Origin of the sequence: Cedecea sp. P7760 (assembly GCF_013386425.1) — a bacterium.
Lineage (GTDB): Bacteria > Pseudomonadota > Gammaproteobacteria > Enterobacterales > Enterobacteriaceae > Cedecea > Cedecea selenatireducens.
In genome coordinates, this window is the sequence record NZ_JACARU010000072.1 from 13,369 (window position 1) to 35,769 (window position 22,401).

Genomic DNA, 22,401 nt, shown 5'->3' on the forward strand with positions numbered 1-22,401 from the left:
TCATTAAGGAACAGACATTTTGGCGACTTATTTCTCACTTAAATATCTGCATATTTTCACCGTCGTTATTTCAATCAGCCTGTTTGTTTTACGCTACTGGTGGCAATATCGCGGGTCAGCGATGTCCGGCAAGCGCTGGGTGCGCATCGTACCTCATGTTAATGATACTCTGCTGTTGGTCAGCGGTTTTGCGCTGGTTGCTCTCACGCATTTCTATCCTTTTACGCCGCAGGGAACGTGGCTGACTGAAAAGCTGTTTGGCGTTATCATCTATATCGCTTTAGGTTTTATCGCGCTGGGTAAACGCCCGCGCAGCCAGCAGGTTCGTTGGTTTGCCTTCCTGCTGGGGCTGGTGGTGCTCTACATCATCATAAAACTCGCCACCACTAAAATACCGATATTGGGGTAAGTATGAAGTCGTTAGCCGATTTCGAATTTAATCAGGCACCGCTCTGCGAAGGCATGATTTTAGTCTCGCAGCTGATCCGGGATGATTTCCCGACCGCAGAAGTTGAAGCGCAGCTTAAGGAGCTGGTCAGCCTGGCAAAAGAAGAAATTTGCCAGGGGACACATCCCGACCTGCAGCTGGAAAAACTGCTGGAACTCTTTTACGGCGAATGGGGTTTTAAGGATTCAGGGGGCGTTTACCGCCTGTCCGATGCCCTGTGGCTGGATAACGTTTTAAAAAGCCGGCAGGGGAGCGCCGTCTCGCTTGGGGCGATACTGCTGTGGATCGCCGGGCAGCTCGATATTCCGCTGATGCCGGTTATCTTCCCGACGCAGCTTATCCTGCGCGCCGACTGGATGGATGGCGAAATGTGGCTCATCAATCCGTTTAACGGCGACACGCTGGACGAGCACACGCTGGAAGTGTGGATCAAGGGCAATATTAACCCTACGGCCGAGCTGTTCGACGAAGATCTTGACGAGTCCGACAATGCGGAAGTTATCCGCAAGCTGCTCGACACGCTCAAGTCTGCGCTGATGGAAGAGCGGCAGATGGAGATGGCGCTGCGCGCCAGCGAAGTGCTGCTGCAGTTCAATCCGGAAGACCCCTACGAGATCCGTGACCGCGGCCTGATTTATGCGCAGCTGGACTGTGAACACGTGGCGCTCAGCGACCTAAGCTACTTTGTTGAGCAGTGCCCGGAAGACCCGATTAGCGAAATGATTAAGGCGCAAATCAACTCGATTGCGCACAAGCAGATTACCCTGCATTAAGTTCACACCTGATAAGGCGAACATATGAAACAAAAAGTGGTTAACATTGGTGATATCAACGTCGCAAACGACCTGCCGTTTGTGCTTTTTGGCGGCATGAACGTGCTTGAGTCTCGTGACCTGGCGATGCGCATCTGCGAGCATTACGTCACCGTGACCCAGAAGTTGGGTATCCCGTACGTGTTCAAAGCCTCTTTTGATAAAGCCAACCGTTCATCCATTCACTCTTACCGTGGCCCGGGCCTGGAAGAGGGGATGAAGATTTTCCAGGAGCTGAAGCAGACCTTTGGCGTGAAAGTCATCACCGACGTTCACGAAGCCAGCCAGGCCCAGCCGGTTGCCGAGGTGGTTGACGTTATTCAGCTGCCTGCATTCCTGGCGCGTCAGACTGACCTGGTTGAAGCGATGGCAAAAACCGGCGCGGTGATCAACGTGAAGAAGCCACAGTTCGTCAGCCCTGGCCAGATGGGCAATATCGTGGATAAGTTCGCGGAAGGCGGCAACGACAAAATTATTCTTTGCGATCGCGGCACGCAGTTCGGCTACGACAACCTGGTGGTCGACATGCTGGGCTTCAGCGTCATGAAGCAGGTTTCTAACGGTGCGCCGGTGATTTTCGACGTGACTCACGCCCTGCAATGCCGCGACCCGTTTGGCGCAGCGTCAAGCGGTCGTCGTGCTCAGGTCACCGAACTGGCTCGCGCCGGGATGGCGACCGGCCTGGCCGGCCTGTTCATTGAAGCGCACCCGGACCCGGACAACGCGCGCTGCGACGGGCCTTCCGCGCTGCCGCTGGCGAAGCTCGAAGCTTTCCTGAGCCAGATTAAAGCGATTGATGACCTGGTGAAGAACTTCGCGCCGCTGGATACCAGCCACTAATTGCTGAAAAAAACAAAACCCGCTGCGGCGGGTTTTTTTATATTTGTTTCCCTCTCTTGAGGAATAGAGGGAAATGAGTGTGTAGTGGCCTGATGCCCTCACCCCGACCCTCTCCCACGTGGAGAGGGCGCAAACACTAAAGACTGCCCTTACAGGCAGTCTTGCTGTTTACTTAGGCAAAAATTGTCATCAGATAGGCGGCGAACAGCGCCAGATGCGCGGTGCCGTTAAGCACGTTGGTGCGGCCGGTCGAGAATGAAATCTGGCAAAGCACCAGCGCCGCCAGCATCACCACCATCTGCGGCATGCCCAGCGCAAAGACCAGGTCGTTACCGGTGAACCAGGCAATCAGCGTCACCGCAGGTACCGTTAGCGAGATGGTGGCCAGCACCGAACCGAAGAACAGGTTCATCGCGCGCTGTACCTGGTTGCTCAATACCGCTCTTAGCGCGCCAAGGCCTTCCGGAGACAGAATCAGCAGGGCGACCAGGAAGCCGGTGAACTGCGCCGGAGCGTTTACGGCGTCCAGCAGGTGCTCAAGCGGGTTAGCGTTCATCTTGGTGACCGCGATAACCGCAATCAGGTGAACGATAAGCCAGACCGTGTGCCATGCGGAGCTGTGCGCCGAAGGCTTGCCGTGATGCGGGTCATCGCCGTCGCCTTCGTCTTCATGCTCGTACACAAACAGGCTCTGGTGCGTTTTCGTTTGAATAAGCAGGAACACGCCGTACATCGCAGCGGAAATCAAGGCCACCAGCAGGGACTGGCCCAGTGAGAAGTTGCCGCCCGGCAGCGCCATTGGGAACACCAGCACGATCACCGCCAGCGGGAATAGGGCAATCAGGTACTGCTTGATACCAAACAGGTTCATGTACTGCGTGGCAAATTTACGGCCGCCCATCAGCAGGGAGAAGCCAACAAGGCCGCCGGTGACAATCATGATGATGGAATAGAGCGTGTCGCGCATCAGGGTTGGCGCGGCGTCGCCGGTGGCCATTAGCGCGGAAATCAGGCTGACTTCAAGAATCACGACCGACAGGCTCAGAATAAGTGAGCCGTACGGTTCACCCAGACGGTGCGCCAGCACGTCCGCGTGGCGTACAACGCTAAAGGCGCTGCTGAGTATGGCTACCAGAGCCAAAATATTGATGCCGACAACCGCCGGCAGGGACTGGCTTGACCCCCACATCGCCAGTACCGCCAGCGCGAGTACCGGGAAAATGAGAGAACTCTCCTTGTGGCGGGTTTTTACCGCCTCATGTTGTGTTTTTGTCATTCAACTTCTCCATCTCTGCAGGCGATAACCTGTTTTGATCATTATAGTCAGGTTTTTGAACCCGTATAAGTTAGCAAAAAATCGTTACTTTTGCTTAAAATTTACTTAGTTTTACGGCATTCTCGCGTAAAAAGTTCTAATGCACTAAAATGGTGAGTATTCTGAATTTAACTCATATAAAACATGTTGATATAAATAATATAAAAGCAAATAAACTTGTGGAATAATGCCTTTTTATCTCCTTTATTCGCGCCAAAATATCACCCCAGCGGGAAATTCACCTGTGAGTTAAAAGTGGTTGAACAGAGCAATCTCCTTTATCTGAGGATGCTGAACAAAATAACCCTCCATTATGTGCGTCTTATTTATATGATTCCCGGCACCACGCGCCAGTCTGGCAAGAAAAAATGACAATTTATCTGTTTTGTGATCGTCATCAAGCTTGCCAGCGCGCGGCGAATTGCTTATGGTCTTGATATGTTGCTCTATTAGTAAGCAAAAGTTGTCAATAAAAGCCGGGAAGGCGCAGCTTGTGTAGTCGCACGGAAGCAAGCAGTGGCGGAGGTGTATCGTGTTAACGCGTGATTTCTTAATGAAAGCGGATTGTAAGACGGCTTTTGGTGCCATTGAGGAATCGTTATTGTGGACCCCTGAGCAGCGCTCGGCTTCTCTTGCCGCGACGCTTGCTTGTCGCCCAGACCAAAGTCCGGTGTGGCTCTTTGGTTACGGTTCATTAATGTGGAACCCGGCTTTTGAATTTGAAGAGTCAGCCCCCGGCATGCTGGTGGGCTGGCATCGTGCATTTTGCCTGAGATTGACGGCGGGGCGAGGGACGGCTTGCCGACCGGGGCGTATGCTCGCGCTGAAAGAGGGTGGAAGAACCACCGGCCTTGCTTATCGGCTGCCGGAAGAGATTCTGGAAGATGAACTGACGCTTGTCTGGAAGCGAGAGATGATAACCGGGTGTTATTTGCCGACCTGGTGCAAGCTCGCGCTGGATGACGGCCGCACGGTCAACGCGCTGGTGTTCATCATGGACCCGCGTCATCCGCTTTATGAGGCGGATACCAGGGCAGAAACCATCGCGCCGTTAATCGCTGCCGCGAGCGGCCCGCTGGGCACCAATGCGCAGTATCTCTTTTCTCTCGAGCAGGAGATGAAAAAGCACGGTATGCAGGACGATCGTATGTCCGAGCTGGCAAACCAGGTTCGCGCCTGGCTTAGCGGGCATGAGGACGAAAGCGGGCTGCAGCCCGGTTTTGCATAGTCAGAAAATGGCCACCGGGAGGTGGCCTTAGTGTTTTATGCCGGAACGTAGCTGATGGAATGCTCAAGCGACTGAGTATGGCTGTCGATCAGCACTTTCCAGGTGCCGCTGTAGGGGACGGCAATATAGGCAGACTGGCGGTTTTGCAGGCTTAAAACGTCCGCCTCCGAGCCGCCGTGTTTGTCTGAGTCACACATCAAATGGATATGGCAGTTATTCGAACAGCGAACCACCACGGTATCGCCCCCAAAAAGTTTAAGACTGGCTTTTACAACTGGCATTTTTCACTCCACTCCCGCATTAAACATGGCCTGAGGCCCCCAAAGGTGCTGCACCGGTAAGTGATATTGTTCACAAATCACCCGAAGCATCACACCAGAGCGGCGGGCAGCAAATGCTGACGCTGATCAAAAAATGCCGCAACGATTCAACAATAATGACATTGTGCCTGAAACCTTTCAGCTAGCGGGCGTTTCGTTGGCAAACGCCCGTCGGCTCATCATTAAATCCGGAAATGCCCGGCGGTTTCCGCGAGTTCCCCAGCCTGACTTTGTAGCGCCCCGGCGGCGGCCGCAGATTCCACAACCAGCTCGGCATTCTGCTGCACCATGCCGTCGAGGTGGGTCACGGCGTGGTTAATTTCCTGAATGCCTTTCATCTGTTCATCGGTGGAGACGGTTATCTCACGCATGATGACCAGCACGCTCCCGACGCTCTGCTCAATCTCGTCCATGGCTTCTCCGGCCTGACGAACGTATACCGAACCGTCGGCTACGCTAGCGGTAGTGGAGTCGATCAGGCTTTTAATTTCCTTCGCCGCCTGGGCACTGCGGCTGGCAAGATTGCGTACTTCTCCGGCAACGACGGCAAAACCGCGACCCTGCTCGCCGGCCCGGGCGGCCTCAACCGCGGCATTCAGCGCCAGGATGTTGGTCTGGAAGGCGATGCTGTCAATGACGCTGGTGATGTCGCCAATCTTGCCGGAGGCAAGCTCAATGGCCTGCATTGTGGTAATGACTTTTGAGACGACTTCGCCCCCGCGTTCAGCGGCTTCACTGGCGCTGTGGGCCTGGGTATTCGCCTGGGCGGCCGAAGCCGTAGAGTTTGCGACGGACGCGGTAATTTGTTCTACCGCGCTGGCGGTTTCCCGCAGGCTTGAGGCGGCCTGTTCGGTACGGGTGGAGAGATCCTGGTTACCCGCGGCTATTTCGTTTGCCGCCACCTTAACCGACGCGCTGGAATCTCTGATCTGCATCATCACCACGCCCAGCTTGTCGCTGAACGCGTTGAAGGCGTGGGCGATTTCCGTGACCTCATCGTGGCCGGTTTCAGGTAAGCGCTGCGACAGATCGTTCGTGCCGTTGCTGATGGCTCGCATCCCATCCCGAATCGTGCCGAGGCGGCTCATCACTTTACCAATCAGAAGATGCACCACCGCGCCAGATATCAGCACCAGCACCAACAGGGCGAGGGCCGAAGCCTTCAGCAGCGAACGCATGCCGGAGGTGGCATCGCCTTCATCCAGAGTGACGACGACATACCAATGTGTGCCGGCAATAGGCGTTGCCATCAGCTGCTTGGTTTGTTCGCCAATCGTGCCGGTGGCGCGATGGCTGACGCCAAGCAACTGAGTTAAATCAGCCTGTTTAACCGCCTCAGAAAAGGGCTTCAGCGTCAACGCGGGATCCTGACCGGCAATCAGCGTGCCGTCGCTATTGATCAACAATCCGCTGCTGTTTGGGGTTGGATGAATACTGCGGACGTTAGCGATCACGCTGTCCATAGCGACATCACCGGCGACCACGGCTTTCAGGCTACCATCCTGTTTAATGGGCACGGCGAAGGTCACGACGAGCTTCCCGGTCCCGGCGTCCACGTACGGGGCGGTAACGACCGGAGCATCATCTTTTACGACCTGTTGATACCACGGGCGAACCGTAGGGTCGAAATCGGCCGGAACGCCGGTAGGGTCTGAGAATTTTGCGGTTTTATTGGCATAGCCAACGTAGATGTTGGTGAAGCCTCCGGCTTTTGCCATTTGGCTGAAGACGGGGATCGGGTCTTCGCTCAGCGCGGCGCTTTCCAGGGCGCTAATCATAGACATTTTTCCGCTGACCCAGTCGCTGATGGCAACGGAATGGCTAAGGCTGGTGCTGGTTAAGGTGTCGCTGATGGACTGCTGGTTATCGCGGCTGGTGACGGCGTAGTTAATAAAAGTGTTAAGACATAAGGCGGAGACCAGGCAAACTGCCGTGACTAAAAGAATGCGTGTACGAAGAGATCTAACCATCATTATTATCCTGCTGTGTTGTCCTAAGTAAAATATCGGCAACGTCTGCAGGTAACTTGATGGCGCGGGAGGGGATATAAGCAAATAATATTCCCGCGCCGAAATAATTAGAAGGTGAGGGTCTTATCCGAGGCTAAAGTCCATTCGGCGAGTTCAACCAGCGTGCCGATGGCGACGCCCTCGATGAGCGGCAGTTCGGTGATGCCGCGTCCGTCGGTGCAGGTTTTGCAGAGCTTAACGGGCACGCCCTGCGCGGTGAGGATCTCGAGCATCTGCTGGATGTTGTAGCCTTCGGCGGGCTTCTGACCACGCAGGCCGGCGGTCACCGCGTCGGACATCAGGAATAGCTTCACTTCCGGCTGTGGTTCCTGGTCGCGCAGGGCAATGGCCAGCCGCAAACTGTTGAAAAGCGATTCGCTGCCGTAGGCCGCGCCGTTGGCGATAATGACTATCTTCTGCACTTGCTTCTCCTGGGTAATGACGATGAGCGAGGCGTCCAGTGTATCTCCCTGCGCCCTGAGTGGGTATGATTTATGCCCAGAAAAGCCGGATTACTCCTGGAGTCGCGTTCAGGCTATGTATGGGCCGGGTAAAGAGCAAAACCATTATGTTATAATTTACAAATGCGTAGATTTGCCGTTCCGCTTTTGACTTTGTGCTGCCTGCTCCCTCGTCCGGGAGGGGCAATGAGTACCTCAAATAACTTTGTTCAGGCTGCCCAAAACCCTTTCTCTTCCCCTTCAAATGACCTGCCGAACATGGGCCTTGCGCCAGAAACCGATGCCGCCGCGCGTAGAATTGCCGCGATGGCTAAGAAGTTTGGTGAAGACAGTATGGTGGATAACGGACTGGATGCCGGCGAGCAGGCGCAGCTTTTCGCTTTTACCAGCCTGCGGGATTTGTTAACCGACAAAGTCACCGACGAAGCCCAGGCTTTGCTTTCGCCCTGGGGGAAGGCCAGCTTCAATTTGCAGGTCGATCAGCATGGGAGCTGGAAGGGCAGCAGCGGCTCACTTTTCACGCCCTGGCAGGATAACAATCGCTACCTGACCTGGAGCCAGCTCGGGTTTAGCCAGCAGGAGAAGGGCGCGACAGGTAACCTGGGCGTAGGGCAGCGCTGGGTAGCCGGACGCTGGCTATTAGGGTACAACACCTTCTACGACAACCAGCTCACTACCCAACTGCAGCGCGCGGGTTTTGGGGCCGAAGCCTGGGGCGAATACCTGCGGCTTTCGGCCAATTATTATCAACCGCTGAGCGGCTGGCGCGGGCAAACTGAAACGCTCGAGCAGCGCCTGGCCCGGGGCTATGACGTCACGGCGCAGGCCTGGCTACCGTTTTACCGGCATATCAATACCAGCCTGAGCTTCGAACAGTATCTTGGTGACAACGTCACGCTTTTCGACAGCGATACCGGCTACCGCAATCCGCTGGCGGTGACGATGGGCATTAACTACACGCCGGTGCCGCTGATTACGTTAACGGCCCAGCATAAACAGGGGGAAAGCGGCACCGCGCAGGAGAATCTGGGGCTTAAGCTTAACTACCGCTTCGGTGTCCCGCTGCAAAAACAGCTCTCGGCAGATGAGGTGGCAACCACCAGCTCGCTGCGCGGCAGCCGCTACGATAACGTTGAGCGTGAGTCCGTGCCGGTGATGCAGTTCCGCCAGCGCAAAACGCTGTCCGTGTTCCTGGCCACGCCGCCGTGGCAGCCGCAGCCGGGAGAAACGGTATTGCTTAAGCTGCAGGTTAAAGCGACCTATGGTATCAGAAGCCTTTCATGGCAGGGCGATACGAAGGCGCTGAGCCTGACGCCGCCGGCTCAGGCGCGAAGCGCAGACGGCTGGAGCATTATTTTGCCAGCCTGGCAGGAAGGGGCCGCCAACGAATATCACCTTGCGGTCACCCTTGAGGACGAAAAGGGGCAGCGGGTAACCTCGAACGAGATCGTCCTCAAACCTGCCGCACCGCTGCTGATCAACCCGGAAAGCGACAAACGTTATTCTTTGCTGCCTGGCGAGTAGGCCGGGTTAGAAAATGCGTTCCTGATGAACCCAAACGGCGGCTTCAACCCGGGATTTGAGCTTCATCTTCTTCAGCAGGTGTTTGACGTGCACCTTCACCGTGCTTTCGGTGATGTCCAGACGTCGGGCAATCATCTTGTTAGGCAACCCCTGGGCAATCAGCTTCAGAATGTCGCGTTCGCGCGGCGTAAGCTGATTCACGTCGCGGTCAGACGTTGAGCGGTTGGCCCGAAGGCTCGCCGCCAGGACGGGCGTTAGCGCTTCGCTGAGCACCATTTCTCCCGCCGCCGCCTGCTGCAAGGCCTTGAGCAGGTCTTCCGGCTCCATATCTTTCAGCAAATAGCCGTCCGCGCCGCGCTTAAGGGCGGTCACTACATCTTCTTCATGGTTAGAAACGCTGAACACCACAATCCGCCCTGAAAGCGCTTTTTCGCGCAGGCAGTCGAGCGTCTCAAGCCCGTTCATGCCCGGCATATTGAGATCGAGCAGGATCAGATCCGGGTCGAGAGATTCGGCAAGCTGCACGCCCTGCTCGCCGCTGCCGGCTTCACCGACCACGGCCAGCTCTGGCGCCATGCTTATCAGCTGCTTAACGCCGGTACGCATCATGGGATGATCGTCTATCAGCAAAATGGTTGCTGCTTCCTGATGGCTCATTCTTCGCTCCTTGTTACGGAAGAAAGCGGTGCTTCGGGGATAAAATTGACGACCACTTCGGTGCCACCGCAGGCGCGGGGGCGAACCTGGCAGTCACCCTGCAAGGTTTGTGCGCGGTCGCGCATGATAATAAGGCCGTAATGATTACTGCGCTCGCCGCTGCCGGAGATCCCCCGGCCGTTGTCCCACACTACCAGACGAACCTGATTCCCCTGGCGGGTGACGTTGATGCCGCAGGCGCTGGCGTCAGCGTGCTTTAAGCTGTTGTTCAACGCCTCGCGGGCAATCTGCACTAAATGGATCGCCTGATGGGAAGGGACGAGGCGCGGCGGGAGCTGGTAATCCAGCGTGACCGGGAAGCCAAGCTTGTCGCTGAACTCCTGGCAACTGGCTTCCAGCGCAGGCCGCAGGCCGGGCTCGGTCAGCTGCAGGCGGAACGTCGTCAGCAGCTCTCGCAGCTGCCGCCAGGAGGTATTCAGCTCGCCGCGAATTTGTTCCAGCAGCGTGCGGCTCTCTTCCGGCAGCGCTTCGCCCTGCATTTGCAGGCAGCTGACCTGCATTTTCATACAGGAGAGCGACTGGGCGATGGAGTCGTGCAGTTCCCTGGCGATGGCGGAACGCTCCTCCATCACCACCAGCTGCTGCTGATGCTCGTACTGGCGCTCCATGGCGAGCGTGGAGGTCAGCTGTTCCATCAGGGTGGCGATAAGCTGCTGCTGGTCTTCGGTCAGTACCTTGCCAAAAGGCAGTTGGGCCAGCACCAGGCCGTAATGAATATGGTTGTCCGTGAGCCGCCATTTCAGCGTTGTGGTTTCCTGCGGCAGCGCCGCACCGGCATCCGGGCAAAGCTGGCAGCCCTGGGCATCGCAGTGCGCATCCGGCTGGAAGGTATATTCCTGGTAATTCTCTTCATCTTCGTACTCATAAACCCGCAGCACGATGCCCAGCAGCGGCGTTAATACCTGTAGCTCGCTCAGCACGGGGGAGATTCGCTGGCACAGCGGGGCCTGAGCGTGGAGGCGGCGATTCGCCTCGTAGAGGAAAGAGAGCATCTGATTTTTTTGCTCAAGACCGGCGGTTTTCTCTCTGACCCGGCGTTCGAGCACGGCGTAGCTCTGGGCCAGCTCGCTGGACATGCTGTTCAGCGCGATCCCTAGGGTGGCCATTTCGTCGCGGCCACGAACGTTCACGCGCCGGGTGAAGTCCCGCTGGCCAATGGCCGTGGCCATCGCCAGCAGCTGACGCCACGGACGGAGTAACCTTTTGCGTAACCAAATCAGGGTAAAGACGATCAATAACCCGAGTAATACCGCCATACCCTGCTGCAGCAAAATAACGTGATGCAGGCGCATCTCCGTGGTGCGGTCAAAGGAGCTGACGAGTTCATCAATGCTGGCCACGAAATGGGCGACGGCGGGTTTTACCTGCTGCGGAGTTTGGGCGGCAATCAGCGCTGGCTCCAGCGTACTTCGCCAGTATTCCTGCAGCTGCCGGAGCCGTGCCTGCTGCCCGTCGCGCTCGGCGGCAAGGTGCAGATCGTTGCTCCACGTGGTTTCCTCCATTTCGCGAAGCAGCACCTTATCCTGCTCCGTCAGCGGAATTGCCGCCAGCAGGCGATAGCTCTGCATGCGCATCGAGCCCGTTTTATTGATCGCGTGGGCATTGCCCGAAATCCCCTGAGCCAGCCAGCCGGCAGCCGCCATTCCCGCCACGCTGATAATCGCCAGCAGCACGACGACCAGCGCCAGCTGATTGACCAGCGAAAGGGGAGAAAGCAGGCGTTTTAGCATTGGCGAACGGGCTCCTGGAGCGGTAAAGGTGACGAGTGGCGTTATTTTCAGTCAACACCTGGAGTATACCCATACCCACTAAGGATTACCCCTAAATTGCCAAAGGGGGCAGAGGGTTGGATTAACCCCGCCGCTGGCTCACTCAGGGATGTGATTAATCACGGTATTTTTACGCCAGAAGATTACTCACAAAGAATGAGGGGGCATTTTTGCGCGCCGGAGAGATAGATTATCCCTTGATTTACATCAACTAATCTCCACGCAGGAACCCTAAGGTTGCGGCATTTACTCACACGAAATGAGGTGTTTATGTCACAGTCTCCCGTTACCGAGAAGTCTTCGGGCGCACTGATTACCGACTGGCGGCCGGAAGATCCGCAGTTCTGGCAGCAAAAGGGCCATCGCATCGCCCGCCGCAACCTGTGGATTTCCGTTCCCAGCCTGCTGCTGGCCTTCTGCGTCTGGATGCTGTTCAGCGCGGTGGCGGTGAATCTGAATAAAGTCGGCTTTGCTTTTACCACCGACCAGCTGTTTATGCTCACGGCGTTACCTTCTGTTTCTGGGGCGCTGCTGCGCGTGCCGTATTCCTTCATGGTGCCGGTGTTTGGTGGTCGTCGCTGGACGGCGTTCAGCACGGGGATTTTGATTATTCCTTGCGTGTGGCTGGGCTTTGCCGTGCAGGACACCAGCACTTCGTTTAACACCTTCATTTGCATCTCGCTGCTGTGCGGCTTTGCCGGGGCGAACTTTGCTTCCAGCATGGCCAACATCAGCTTCTTCTTCCCGAAGGCAAAGCAGGGCGGCGCGCTGGGAATTAACGGCGGGCTGGGCAATATGGGCGTCAGCGTGATGCAGCTGGTGGCCCCGCTGGTCATCTCCCTGTCGATGTTTGCCGTTTTCGGCGGCAAAGGCGTTGAGCAGGGCGACGGCACCATGCTGTTCCTTGAAAATGCCGCGTGGATTTGGGTGCCGTTCCTGGCCGTTTTCACCCTGGCGGCCTGGTTCGGGATGAACGACCTTTCGGCGTCAAAAGCTTCCCTGCGTGAACAGCTGCCGGTGCTTAAGCGTGGGCATCTTTGGGTTCTCGGCCTGCTGTATCTGGCGACCTTTGGCTCGTTTATCGGCTTTTCCGCCGGGTTCGCGATGCTGTCTAAAACCCAATTCCCGGACGTGAACATTCTGCACTTTGCCTTCTTTGGCCCACTGCTTGGCGCGCTGGCGCGTTCTGCCGGCGGGGCAATTTCTGACCGCCTGGGCGGCACGCGGGTCTCGCTGTATAACTTTATCCTGATGGCGATTTTCAGCGCGCTGCTGTTCACCACGCTGCCGACCAATGGCCAGGGCGGCAACTTTATCGCCTTCTTCGGCGTGTTCCTGATGCTGTTCCTGACGGCCGGGCTGGGCAGCGGCTCCACCTTCCAGATGATCTCGGTGATTTTCCGCAAGTTGACGATGGACAGAGTGAAAGCCGCCGGCGGCAGCGATGAAGTCGCCATGCGCGAGGCCGCGACGGATACTGCCGCAGCGCTGGGCTTTATCTCGGCTATTGGCGCGATTGGCGGATTCTTTATTCCTAAAGCCTTCGGCACCTCCCTGGCGCTCACCGGCTCTCCGGCCGGGGCGATGAAGCTTTTCCTCGTCTTTTATATTGTGTGTGTGGTTATCACCTGGGCCGTCTACGGCCGTAAATCCACACGCTAACGCTTTAACCTTTGGGTTATCCCTTTGCGCGGCTTCGGTCGCGCTTTTTTTTGCCCGCAGCCATTTTAGGGTCGGGAGCTCGTGGTCTACCCCTTAATACCCTAACCGCGCATTTCTATAACCCCTCTCCGGCAAGTACTGCCATTTTCATATTTATATTCAGTAAGTTATGTAAATCTCAAGGATTACACTTTGGGGGTAGATGCCTGGGGCTGCCAGAAAACCACACCAGGAGCAGTTGATCGTCATCAAAAATCCCACCCTTTCTAAGGGTTAACGTTTCGGGCATCAAGCAATGTCGATTTCACCAGAAGAGCCACCAGGCTCCACATCAGGAGTATCCCGATGAGCAAGTTCCTCGACCGGTTTCGTTACTTCAAGCAGAAGGGAGAAACCTTTGCCAATGGACATGGCCAACTACTCGATACCAACCGTGACTGGGAAGAAGGGTATCGCCAGCGTTGGCAGCATGACAAGGTTGTGCGTTCCACCCACGGTGTGAACTGCACCGGTTCCTGCAGCTGGAAGATTTATGTCAAAAGCGGCCTGGTAACCTGGGAAACCCAGCAAACTGACTACCCGCGTACCCGCCCGGATATGCCTAACCACGAGCCTCGCGGCTGCCCGCGCGGCGCAAGCTATTCCTGGTATCTCTACAGCGCCAACCGCCTGAAATACCCGCAGATGCGTAAACGCCTGATCAAGCTGTGGCGTGAAGCGAAAACGCAGCATAACGATCCGGTCGACGCCTGGGCATCTATCATTAACGATCCTGAAAAAGCAAAAAGCTACAAACAGGCCCGTGGGCGCGGAGGATTTGTTCGTTCAAGCTGGGAAGAGGTTAACGAGCTGATTGCTGCCGCGAACGTCTACACCGCAAAAACCTACGGCCCGGACCGCATCACAGGCTTCTCGCCGATCCCTGCTATGTCGATGGTTTCTTACGCCGCGGGCACCCGTTACCTGTCGCTTATCGGCGGCACCTGCATGAGCTTCTACGACTGGTACTGCGACCTGCCGCCTGCGTCTCCGCAGACCTGGGGCGAACAGACTGACGTGCCTGAGTCTGCTGACTGGTACAACGCTGGCTACATCATTGCCTGGGGCTCTAACGTCCCGCAGACGCGTACCCCGGACGCCCACTTCTTCACCGAAGTTCGCTACAAAGGCACCAAGACCGTTGCCGTGACGCCGGACTATGCGGAAATCTCCAAGCTGTGCGACCAGTGGCTGGCGCCGAAGCAGGGGACGGATGCCGCGATGGCGATGGCGATGGGCCACGTCATGCTGCGCGAGTTCCACCTCGACAACCCTAGCCAGTACTTCACCGACTACGTTCGTCGCTATACCGATATGCCGATGCTGGTGACGCTGGAAGCGCGTGACGGATTCTATGCGCCAGCCAATTTGCTGCGTGCGGCAGACCTGGTCGACAGTCTTGGCCAGGAAAATAATCCGCAGTGGAAAACCGTTGCGCTGGCCGACCAGAGCGGTGAGCTGGTTGCGCCAAACGGATCCATCGGCTTCCGCTGGGGCGAAAAAGGCAAGTGGAACCTCGAGCAGCGCGACGGCAGCACCGGGGAAGAAACCGCGCTGCGCCTGAGCCTGCTGGGCAGCCACGATGAAGTGGCCGAGGTAGGCTTCCCGTACTTTGGCGGTGAAAGCACCGAGCATTTCGACAACGTCAAACTTAAAGACGTGCTGCTGCATAAACTGCCGGTTAAACGCCTGCAGCTGGCGGACGGCTCAAGCGTGCTGGTGGCAACGGTTTACGATCTCACCCTGGCGAACTACGGCCTGGATCGCGGCCTGAACGATGAAAACTGCGCCAGCAGCTACGACGAAATGAAGGCCTACACGCCGGCATGGGCCGAGCAGATTACCGGCGTACCTCGCCAGGATATCGTGCGGATTGCCCGTGAGTTTGCTGATAACGCAGACAAAACCCACGGCCGCTCGATGATTATCGTCGGTGCAGGGGTGAACCACTGGTTCCACATGGATATGGCCTATCGTGGGCTTATCAACATGCTTATCTTCTGCGGCAGCATCGGGCAGAGCGGCGGCGGCTGGGGCCACTACGTTGGTCAGGAAAAGCTGCGCCCGCAGACCGGCTGGATGCCGCTGGCATTCGCCCTCGACTGGCAGCGCCCGCCGCGCCACATGAACAGCACATCCTACTTCTATAACCACTCCAGCCAGTGGCGCTACGAGACGGTCACAGCGGACGAATTCCTGTCGCCGCTGGCGGATAAATCCCGCTATACCGGCCACCTGATTGACTTCAACGTGCGCGCCGAACGTATGGGCTGGCTGCCGTCTGCGCCGCAGCTTGGGACCAATCCGCTGCGCATTGCTGACCGGGCGAAAGAGGCCGGGATGTCGCCGGTAGATTACACCGTCGATCAGCTTAAATCTGGCGGCATTCGTTTTGCGGCAGAGCAGCCGGACTCCGGCTATAACCACCCGCGCAATATGTTTATCTGGCGCTCCAACCTGCTGGGTTCTTCCGGGAAGGGGCATGAGTTCATGCTCAAATACCTGCTGGGCACCGAGCACGGTATTCAGGGCAAAGACCTGGGCCAGGAAGGCGGGCTGATGCCGGAAGAGGTCGAATGGGTCGATAACGGCCTGGACGGCAAGCTGGATCTGGTGGTTACACTGGACTTCCGCCTGTCGAGCACCTGTTTGTATTCCGACATCGTGCTGCCGACCGCCACCTGGTATGAGAAAGAGGATCTGAATACCTCGGATATGCATCCGTTTATTCACCCGTTCTCCGCCGCCGTGGATCCTTGCTGGGAGTCGAAGAGCGACTGGGAAATCTACAAAGGGATCGCGAAGAAATTCTCTGAAGTTTGCGTCGGCCACCTCGGGAAAGAAACCGATGTTGTGACGCTGCCGATACAGCATGATTCCGCCGCCGAACTGGCTCAGCCGTACGGCGTCATGGACTGGAAGAAAGGCGAATGCGACCTGATCCCAGGCAAAACCGCGCCGCACATTATTGCCGTTGAGCGTGACTATCCGTCGACGTATGAACGCTTTACCTCCGTGGGGCCGCTGCTGGAAAAAATGGGCAACGGCGGGAAAGGCATCAGCTGGAACACCGAGAAAGAAGTCGAGTTCCTGCGCAAGCTCAATTACGTGAAGACCGACGGCCCGGCCAAAGGCCAGCCGATGATCAACACGGCGATTGACGCTGCCGAAATGGTGCTTAGCCTTGCGCCTGAAACCAACGGCCAGGTGGCGGTGAAAGCCTGGGCCGCGCTCGGGGAATTTACCGGCCGCGACCACACGCACCTCGCGCGACCAAAAGAAGAAGAGAAGATTCGCTTCCGCGATATTCAGGTTCAGCCGCGCAAAATCATCTCAAGCCCGACCTGGTCCGGCCTGGAAGATGAGCATGTGTCCTACAACGCCGGGTATACCAACGTTCATGAGCTGATCCCGTGGCGTACCCTGTCCGGCCGCCAGCAGCTGTATCAGGATCACCAGTGGATGCGCGACTTTGGCGAGAGCCTGGTGGTGTACCGCCCGCCAATTGATACCCGTTCCGTGGACGGCATGATGGGCCACAAGTCCAACGGCAACCCGGAAAAAGCGCTTAACTTCCTGACGCCGCACCAGAAGTGGGGCATCCACTCCACCTACAGCGACAACCTGTTGATGCTGACGCTGGGGCGCGGGGGGCCGATCATCTGGCTGTGCGAAGCCGATGCGAAAGAGATAGGTATTGCCGATAACGACTGGGTTGAAGTGTTTAACAAAAACGGCGCGCTGACGGCGCGGGCGGTGGTGAGCCAGCGCGTCCCGGCCGGGATGACCATGATGTACCACGCGCAGGAACGCATCATGAACCTGCCGGGCTCTGAAATTACCGGCCAGCGCGGCGGTATTCATAACTCGGTCACCCGTATCACGCTGAAGCCGACCCATATGATTGGGGGCTACGCGCAGCTGGCTTACAGCTTTAACTATTACGGTACGGTCGGTTCTAACCGCGATGAATTCGTGGTGGTTCGGAAGATGAAAGACATTAACTGGTTAGACGGCGAAGGCAATGACCAGGTACAGGAGAGCGTAAAATGAAAATTCGTTCACAAATTGGCATGGTGCTGAATCTGGATAAATGCATCGGCTGCCATACCTGCTCGGTGACCTGCAAAAACGTCTGGACCAGCCGCGAAGGAACGGAATACGCGTGGTTTAACAACGTGGAAACCAAACCGGGCCTCGGCTACCCGAACGACTGGGAAAACCAGGAAAAATGGAAGGGCGGCTGGATCCGCAAAATTAACGGCAAGCTGCAGCCTCGCATGGGGAACCGCGCGATGCTGCTGGGTAAAATCTTTGCTAACCCGCATTTACCGGGCATTGATGATTATTACGAGCCGTTCGACTACGACTACCAGAACCTCCACACCGCGCCGGAAGGCAGCAAAGCGCAGCCGGTGGCTCGCCCTCGCTCGCTGATTACCGGCAAGCGAATGAACAAAATCGAAGCAGGCCCTAACTGGGAAGAGCTGCTTGGCGGAGAATTTGAAAAACGCGCGCAGGACCAGAACTTCGTCAACATGCAAAAGGCGATGTACGGCCAGTTCGAAAACACCTTCATGATGTACCTGCCGCGCCTGTGCGAGCACTGCCTGAACCCGGCCTGCGTGGCGACCTGCCCGAGCGGGGCTATCTACAAGCGTGAGGAAGACGGGATTGTCCTGATTGACCAGGATAAATGCCGTGGCTGGCGGATGTGCATCACCGGCTGCCCGTACAAAAAAATCTACTTCAACTGGAAAAGCGGCAAGTCAGAGAAGTGCATCTTCTGCTACCCGCGCATTGAAGCCGGGATGCCAACGGTGTGTTCCGAAACCTGCGTAGGGCGTATTCGCTACCTCGGCGTGCTGCTGTACGACGCGGATGCGATTGAGCAGGCGGCAAGTACGGAAAACGAGAAAGACCTGTATCAGCGTCAGCTGGACGTGTTCCTCGATCCGAACGATCCGGCGGTCATTGAGCAGGCGCTGAAAGACGGCATTCCTCAGGGCGTGATCGCCGCTGCGCAGCAGTCTCCGGTTTACAAAATGGCGATGGACTGGAAGCTGGCGCTGCCGCTGCACCCGGAATATCGCACGTTGCCGATGGTCTGGTATGTGCCGCCGCTGTCGCCGATTCAGTCCGCAAGCGACGCGGGCCAGCTGCCGCATACCGGTATTTTGCCTGACGTCGAAAGCCTGCGTATTCCGGTTGAGTACTTAGCCAACCTGCTGACCGCAGGGGACACGGCACCGGTACTGCTGGCGCTGAAACGCATGATGGCGATGCGTCACTACAAACGTGCCGAAACGGTTGAAGGCGTTGTGGATACCCGCGCGCTGGAAGAAGTGGGATTAACCGAAGCTCAGGCTCAGGAGATGTACCGTTACCTGGCTATCGCGAACTACGAAGATCGCTTTGTGGTGCCGACCAGCCACCGCGAGCTTGCGGCAGAGACCTTCCCTGAGCACAGCGGCTGCGGCTTTAGCTTCGGCGACGGCTGCCACGGGAGCGACACTAAATTCAATCTGTTCAACAGCCGCCGGATTGACGCTATCGACGTCTCAAGCAAAACGGAGCCGCACCCATGATTGAATTGCTGATTATCTCCCGCCTGCTGGAGTATCCGGACTCTGCCCTGTGGCAGCATCACCAGGAACTTCATGAAGCCCTTGCGCAGAGCGAAACATTGACGGGCGAGCAGCGTGTCGCCCTGAAAGGATTCATCGATTCGCTGTGCCGCCGTGAGCTGCTGGATGCGCAATCAAGCTACAGCGAACTGTTCGATCGCGGCCGGGCAACGTCGCTGCTGCTGTTCGAACACGTTCACGGTGAATCGCGCGATCGTGGTCAGGCGATGGTTAACCTGATGAACCAGTATCAGCAGGCGGGGCTGGAAATAGACAGCCACGAGCTGCCGGACCATCTGCCGCTGTACCTGGAATATCTGTCCCAGCGCACGCGGGCAGAAGCACAGGGCGGGCTGCAGGACATCGCGCCAATCCTTGCCCTGCTCAGCGCCCGTCTGAAGCAGCGTGAAAGCGACTATGCGCTGCTGTTCGACCTGCTGATTGCCCTTTCTGAAAGCAGCGTCAGCGTGGAGACCGTCCGCCAGCAGATTGCTAATGAAGCACGTGATGACACCCCGCAGGCGCTGGACGCGGTGTGGGAAGAGGAGCAGGTGAAATTTATGGCCGATGACAGCTGTGGAGAGACTGAAATTACCGCGCACCAGCGTCGTTTTGCCGGGGCGGTGGCTCCGCAGTACCTGAATATAGCAGGAGGGAAATAATGCATTTTCTCAACGTCTTCTTCTTTGATATCTATCCGTACCTTTGCGGCGCCGTTTTCCTCATTGGCAGCTGGCTTCGCTATGACTACGGGCAGTACACCTGGCGGGCAGCTTCCAGCCAGATGCTGGATCGCAAAGGCATGAATCTGGCTTCAAACCTGTTTCACCTTGGGATTCTCGGCATTTTTGCCGGGCACTTCCTCGGTATGCTGACGCCGCACTGGATGTACGAGTCGTTTTTACCGCTGGAAATTAAACAGAAAATGGCCATGTTTGCTGGCGGTGCCAGCGGCGTGATGACGCTGGTGGGCGGCCTGCTGCTGCTGAAGCGCCGCCTGTTCAGCCCGCGCATTCGTGCCACCACCACCGGAGCCGATATTCTGATCCTGAGCCTGCTGATGGTCCAGTGCGCGCTGGGTCTGGGTACCATTCCGTTCTCCGCTCAGCATATGGACGGCAGCGAAATGATGAAACTGGTGAACTGGGCGCAGCACGTGGTGACCTTCCGCGGCGGTGCTTCGGAGTACCTGGACGGCGTGGCGTTTATCTTCCGTGTGCACCTGGTGCTGGGAATGACGCTGTTCCTGCTGTTCCCGTTCTCCCGCCTGGTGCATATCTGGAGCGCGCCGGTAGAGTACCTGACGCGCAAATACCAGATTGTTCGTGCCCGCCGCTAGTCCTTCTGCATCATCATAAGCCCGGTTCATGCCGGGCTTTTTTTACAGAAAACAAATTCGTTTTTTCGAATATGTATATTGACTTTATCGGCCTGAGTTTTACTATGGCGGAGTTCATTCACAGGACTCAATCATGACTGCGTTAACGCCATTACAGCTTTTTAAACACCTTTCTGAAGAGACCCGGCTTTCAATCACCCTGCTGCTTAGGGCGAAAAGCGAGCTTTGCGTCTGTGAGCTGACCGCCGTGCTGGATCAGCCGCAGCCTAAAGTTTCCCGACATCTGGCTATGCTGCGCGAGGGCGGTTTGCTGCAGGACAGAAGAGAGGGGAAATGGATTTACTACCGACTCTCGCCCCATATGCCTGCGTGGGCGGCGGCGGTCATTGAGCAAGCCTGGCAAAGCCAGGGGCATGAAATGCTGGAACGTTTGAAACGCATAGAAGCGAGCGGGTCGATGACGCTTTGTCAGTAAAAAAATTTAACTAAACACATTCGTTTTTTCGCATATGAATTTTGCAATGTTAATGGAGACTGAGTGCATATGTTTTTAGCAGGGGCAATATTTCTTCTCACCATTGTGCTGGTTATCTGGCAGCCGCGCGGGCTGGGAATAGGCTGGAGCGCGATGCTGGGGGCCGGGCTGGCGTTAGCCACCGGCGTGGTTCAGGTGGCCGATATTTCCGTCGTGTGGGCGATCGTCTGGAACGCTACCGCGACGTTTATCGCGGTGATTATTATCAGTCTGCTGCTGGACGAGTCGGGCTTTTTTGAATGGGCGGCGCTGCACGTTGCCCGCTGGGGAAAAGGGCATGGGCGGCTGCTGTTTACCTGGATTGTGCTGCTTGGCGCAACCGTGGCGGCGCTGTTTGCAAATGACGGCGCGGCGCTTATTCTGACGCCGATTGTTATCGCCATGCTGCTGGCGCTGGGTTTCAGCCCTGGCGCTACGCTGGCGTTTGTTATGGCCGCGGGTTTTATCGCCGACACCGCAAGCCTGCCGCTTATCGTCTCAAACCTGGTCAACATCGTCTCCGCCGACTTCTTCCAGATTGGGTTCAGCGAATACGCATCGGTGATGGTGCCGGTCAATCTCGCGGCGATAGCGGCGACGCTTGCCATGCTGCATCTGTTTTTCCGCAAAGATATTCCACGGGTCTACGACCTTGGGCTGCTGAAAACGCCGGCCAGCGTCATCAAAGATCCGGCTACGTTTAAGGCGGGTTGGATCGTACTTGTGCTGTTGCTGGTGGGTTTTTTTGCCCTGGAGCCGCTGGGGATCCCGGTCAGCGCGATTGCCGCAGTAGGGGCTCTGATTTTGCTGGCGGTGGCGAAAAAAGGGCATGCGATTAATACCGGTAAGGTTCTGCGCGGAGCGCCCTGGCAGATTGTTGTTTTCTCGCTGGGGATGTACCTGGTGGTTTATGGCCTGCGTAATGCAGGTTTGACGGGGCAGCTTTCCGGCGTCCTGAGCACCCTGGCCGGGCAGGGACTGTGGACGGCGACGCTGGGCACGGGTTTTATCACGGCGTTCCTGTCGTCCGTGATGAACAATATGCCCACGGTGCTGGTCGGGGCCTTATCCATTGAGGGCAGCAGCGCGGGCGGCGTTATCAAAGAGGCGATGATTTACGCCAACGTTATCGGCTGCGATCTTGGCCCTAAAATCACGCCGATCGGCAGTCTGGCTACGCTGCTGTGGCTGCACGTTCTTGCCCGGAAAAAGCTGACTATCGGCTGGGGCTACTACTTCCGCACCGGTATTGTGATGACCATTCCAGTGCTGCTGGTGACGCTGGCCGCGCTTGCCCTGCGTCTCTCTTTCTCTCACTGAGCCACCGACGATGAGCAAAATTACCCTTTACCACAATCCTGACTGCGGCACTTCCCGTAACACGCTGGCCATGATCCGCAACAGCGGCACGGAGCCCACGATTATCTATTACCTGGAAACGCCTCCGTCCCGCGAGGAACTTGCCGGGCTGCTTGCCGACATGGCGATTAGCGCCCGCGATCTACTGCGTAAAAATGTTGAGCCATATGAGAAGTTAGGGCTTGAGGAAGAGAAATTCAGCGACGAGCAGCTGATCGACTTTATGGTGCAGTACCCGCTGTTAATTAACCGGCCGATTGTGGTGACTGAGCGGGGGACGAGACTTTGCCGCCCTTCGGAACGCGTGCTGGATATTCTGCCTGAAGTGCAGCAGGGCGCGTTCAGCAAAGAGGACGGCGAGCAGGTAGTGGATGTGCGCGGCCAGCGGCTGAAACCATAAAACCCGCTTGAAACCGAA

At 56.9% G+C, this 22,401-nt stretch carries 19 protein-coding genes; 13 read left to right on the top strand and 6 right to left on the bottom strand.

The window, feature by feature from the left end; all coding sequences use genetic code 11:
• The first annotated feature begins 19 nt into the window (after window positions 1-19).
• The 3 genes from HX778_RS21735 to kdsA are packed head-to-tail and all read left to right on the top strand — an operon-like array spanning window position 20 to window position 2,100.
• Window positions 20-409 carry a SirB2 family protein gene (locus HX778_RS21735; RefSeq protein ID WP_038482397.1) on the top strand — a complete coding sequence of 130 codons (390 nt, stop codon included), beginning with the start codon at window positions 20-22 and terminating at the stop codon, window positions 407-409.
• Window positions 410-411: 2 nt separating this feature from the next.
• Window positions 412-1,221, top strand: a complete 810-nt coding sequence (gene sirB1, locus HX778_RS21740; protein ID WP_176983045.1) for an invasion regulator SirB1 — start codon at window positions 412-414, stop codon at window positions 1,219-1,221.
• A 24-nt stretch (window positions 1,222-1,245) separates the two neighbouring features.
• On the top strand, window positions 1,246-2,100 hold the full coding sequence (kdsA, locus tag HX778_RS21745; protein ID WP_038482402.1) for a 3-deoxy-8-phosphooctulonate synthase: 855 nt from the start codon (window positions 1,246-1,248) through the stop codon (window positions 2,098-2,100).
• Between the two features lie 172 nt (window positions 2,101-2,272).
• On the opposite strand, the gene chaA is transcribed toward kdsA, so the two are convergent.
• A complete protein-coding gene (chaA, locus tag HX778_RS21750) occupies window positions 2,273-3,376 on the bottom strand; it encodes a sodium-potassium/proton antiporter ChaA (protein ID WP_038482405.1) in 1,104 nt (367 codons plus the stop codon).
• A 571-nt stretch (window positions 3,377-3,947) separates the two neighbouring features.
• Between chaA and HX778_RS21755 the strand changes: the two genes are divergently transcribed.
• A complete protein-coding gene (locus HX778_RS21755) occupies window positions 3,948-4,643 on the top strand; it encodes a gamma-glutamylcyclotransferase (RefSeq protein ID WP_038482410.1) in 696 nt (231 codons plus the stop codon).
• Between the two features lie 35 nt (window positions 4,644-4,678).
• On the opposite strand, the gene HX778_RS21760 is transcribed toward HX778_RS21755, so the two are convergent.
• The 3 genes from HX778_RS21760 to HX778_RS21770 form a co-directional block, all read right to left on the bottom strand.
• On the bottom strand, window positions 4,679-4,924 hold the full coding sequence (locus tag HX778_RS21760; RefSeq protein WP_038482413.1) for a DUF1883 domain-containing protein: 246 nt from the start codon (window positions 4,922-4,924) through the stop codon (window positions 4,679-4,681).
• Window positions 4,925-5,145: 221 nt separating this feature from the next.
• Window positions 5,146-6,933 (bottom strand): methyl-accepting chemotaxis protein, encoded by a 1,788-nt coding sequence (locus tag HX778_RS21765; protein WP_176983063.1) that lies wholly within the window; start codon window positions 6,931-6,933, stop codon window positions 5,146-5,148.
• Between the two features lie 107 nt (window positions 6,934-7,040).
• Complete coding sequence (locus HX778_RS21770; RefSeq protein ID WP_176983046.1) at window positions 7,041-7,394, bottom strand: DsrE/DsrF/TusD sulfur relay family protein; 354 nt, start codon at window positions 7,392-7,394, stop codon at window positions 7,041-7,043.
• A gap of 162 nt (window positions 7,395-7,556) precedes the next feature.
• Here HX778_RS21770 and HX778_RS21775 point away from each other — a divergent pair, with 162 nt between their 5' ends.
• Window positions 7,557-8,957, top strand: a complete 1,401-nt coding sequence (locus tag HX778_RS21775) for a YchO/YchP family invasin (RefSeq protein ID WP_176983047.1) — start codon at window positions 7,557-7,559, stop codon at window positions 8,955-8,957.
• Window positions 8,958-8,963: 6 nt separating this feature from the next.
• Here the strand turns inward: HX778_RS21775 and narL are convergent, their stop codons facing one another.
• Entirely contained in the window at window positions 8,964-9,614 is a 651-nt protein-coding gene (narL, locus tag HX778_RS21780; protein WP_038482422.1) for a two-component system response regulator NarL, read from the bottom strand.
• Window positions 9,611-11,404 carry a nitrate/nitrite two-component system sensor histidine kinase NarX gene (gene narX / locus HX778_RS21785; RefSeq protein ID WP_176983048.1) on the bottom strand — a complete coding sequence of 598 codons (1,794 nt, stop codon included), beginning with the start codon at window positions 11,402-11,404 and terminating at the stop codon, window positions 9,611-9,613. Before narX ends, narL begins: the two co-directional genes overlap by 4 nt.
• 309 nt (window positions 11,405-11,713) lie before the next feature.
• Here narX and HX778_RS21790 point away from each other — a divergent pair, with 309 nt between their 5' ends.
• From HX778_RS21790 to arsC, 8 genes are all read left to right on the top strand, one after another.
• On the top strand, window positions 11,714-13,105 hold the full coding sequence (locus HX778_RS21790) for a NarK family nitrate/nitrite MFS transporter (RefSeq protein WP_038482429.1): 1,392 nt from the start codon (window positions 11,714-11,716) through the stop codon (window positions 13,103-13,105).
• Window positions 13,106-13,450: 345 nt separating this feature from the next.
• On the top strand, window positions 13,451-17,197 hold the full coding sequence (locus HX778_RS21795) for a nitrate reductase subunit alpha (RefSeq protein ID WP_176983049.1): 3,747 nt from the start codon (window positions 13,451-13,453) through the stop codon (window positions 17,195-17,197).
• The gene (narH, locus tag HX778_RS21800) at window positions 17,194-18,732 is read left to right on the top strand and encodes a nitrate reductase subunit beta (RefSeq protein ID WP_176983050.1); all 1,539 of its coding nucleotides are present in this window, start codon (window positions 17,194-17,196) and stop codon (window positions 18,730-18,732) included. Before HX778_RS21795 ends, narH begins: the two co-directional genes overlap by 4 nt.
• Window positions 18,729-19,433, top strand: coding sequence for a nitrate reductase molybdenum cofactor assembly chaperone (gene narJ, locus HX778_RS21805; protein WP_038482438.1), 705 nt, complete (start codon window positions 18,729-18,731; stop codon window positions 19,431-19,433). Before narH ends, narJ begins: the two co-directional genes overlap by 4 nt.
• On the top strand, window positions 19,433-20,110 hold the full coding sequence (narI, locus tag HX778_RS21810) for a respiratory nitrate reductase subunit gamma (RefSeq protein ID WP_038482441.1): 678 nt from the start codon (window positions 19,433-19,435) through the stop codon (window positions 20,108-20,110). Before narJ ends, narI begins: the two co-directional genes overlap by 1 nt.
• A gap of 133 nt (window positions 20,111-20,243) precedes the next feature.
• Window positions 20,244-20,585: a metalloregulator ArsR/SmtB family transcription factor gene (locus tag HX778_RS21815; RefSeq protein ID WP_038482444.1), complete on the top strand. Its 342-nt coding sequence runs from the start codon at window positions 20,244-20,246 to the stop codon at window positions 20,583-20,585.
• Window positions 20,586-20,654: 69 nt separating this feature from the next.
• The gene (locus tag HX778_RS21820) at window positions 20,655-21,944 is read left to right on the top strand and encodes an arsenic transporter (protein ID WP_176983064.1); all 1,290 of its coding nucleotides are present in this window, start codon (window positions 20,655-20,657) and stop codon (window positions 21,942-21,944) included.
• A 10-nt stretch (window positions 21,945-21,954) separates the two neighbouring features.
• On the top strand, window positions 21,955-22,383 hold the full coding sequence (gene arsC / locus HX778_RS21825) for a glutaredoxin-dependent arsenate reductase (protein WP_176983051.1): 429 nt from the start codon (window positions 21,955-21,957) through the stop codon (window positions 22,381-22,383).
• The last annotated feature ends 18 nt before the right edge of the window (window positions 22,384-22,401 follow it).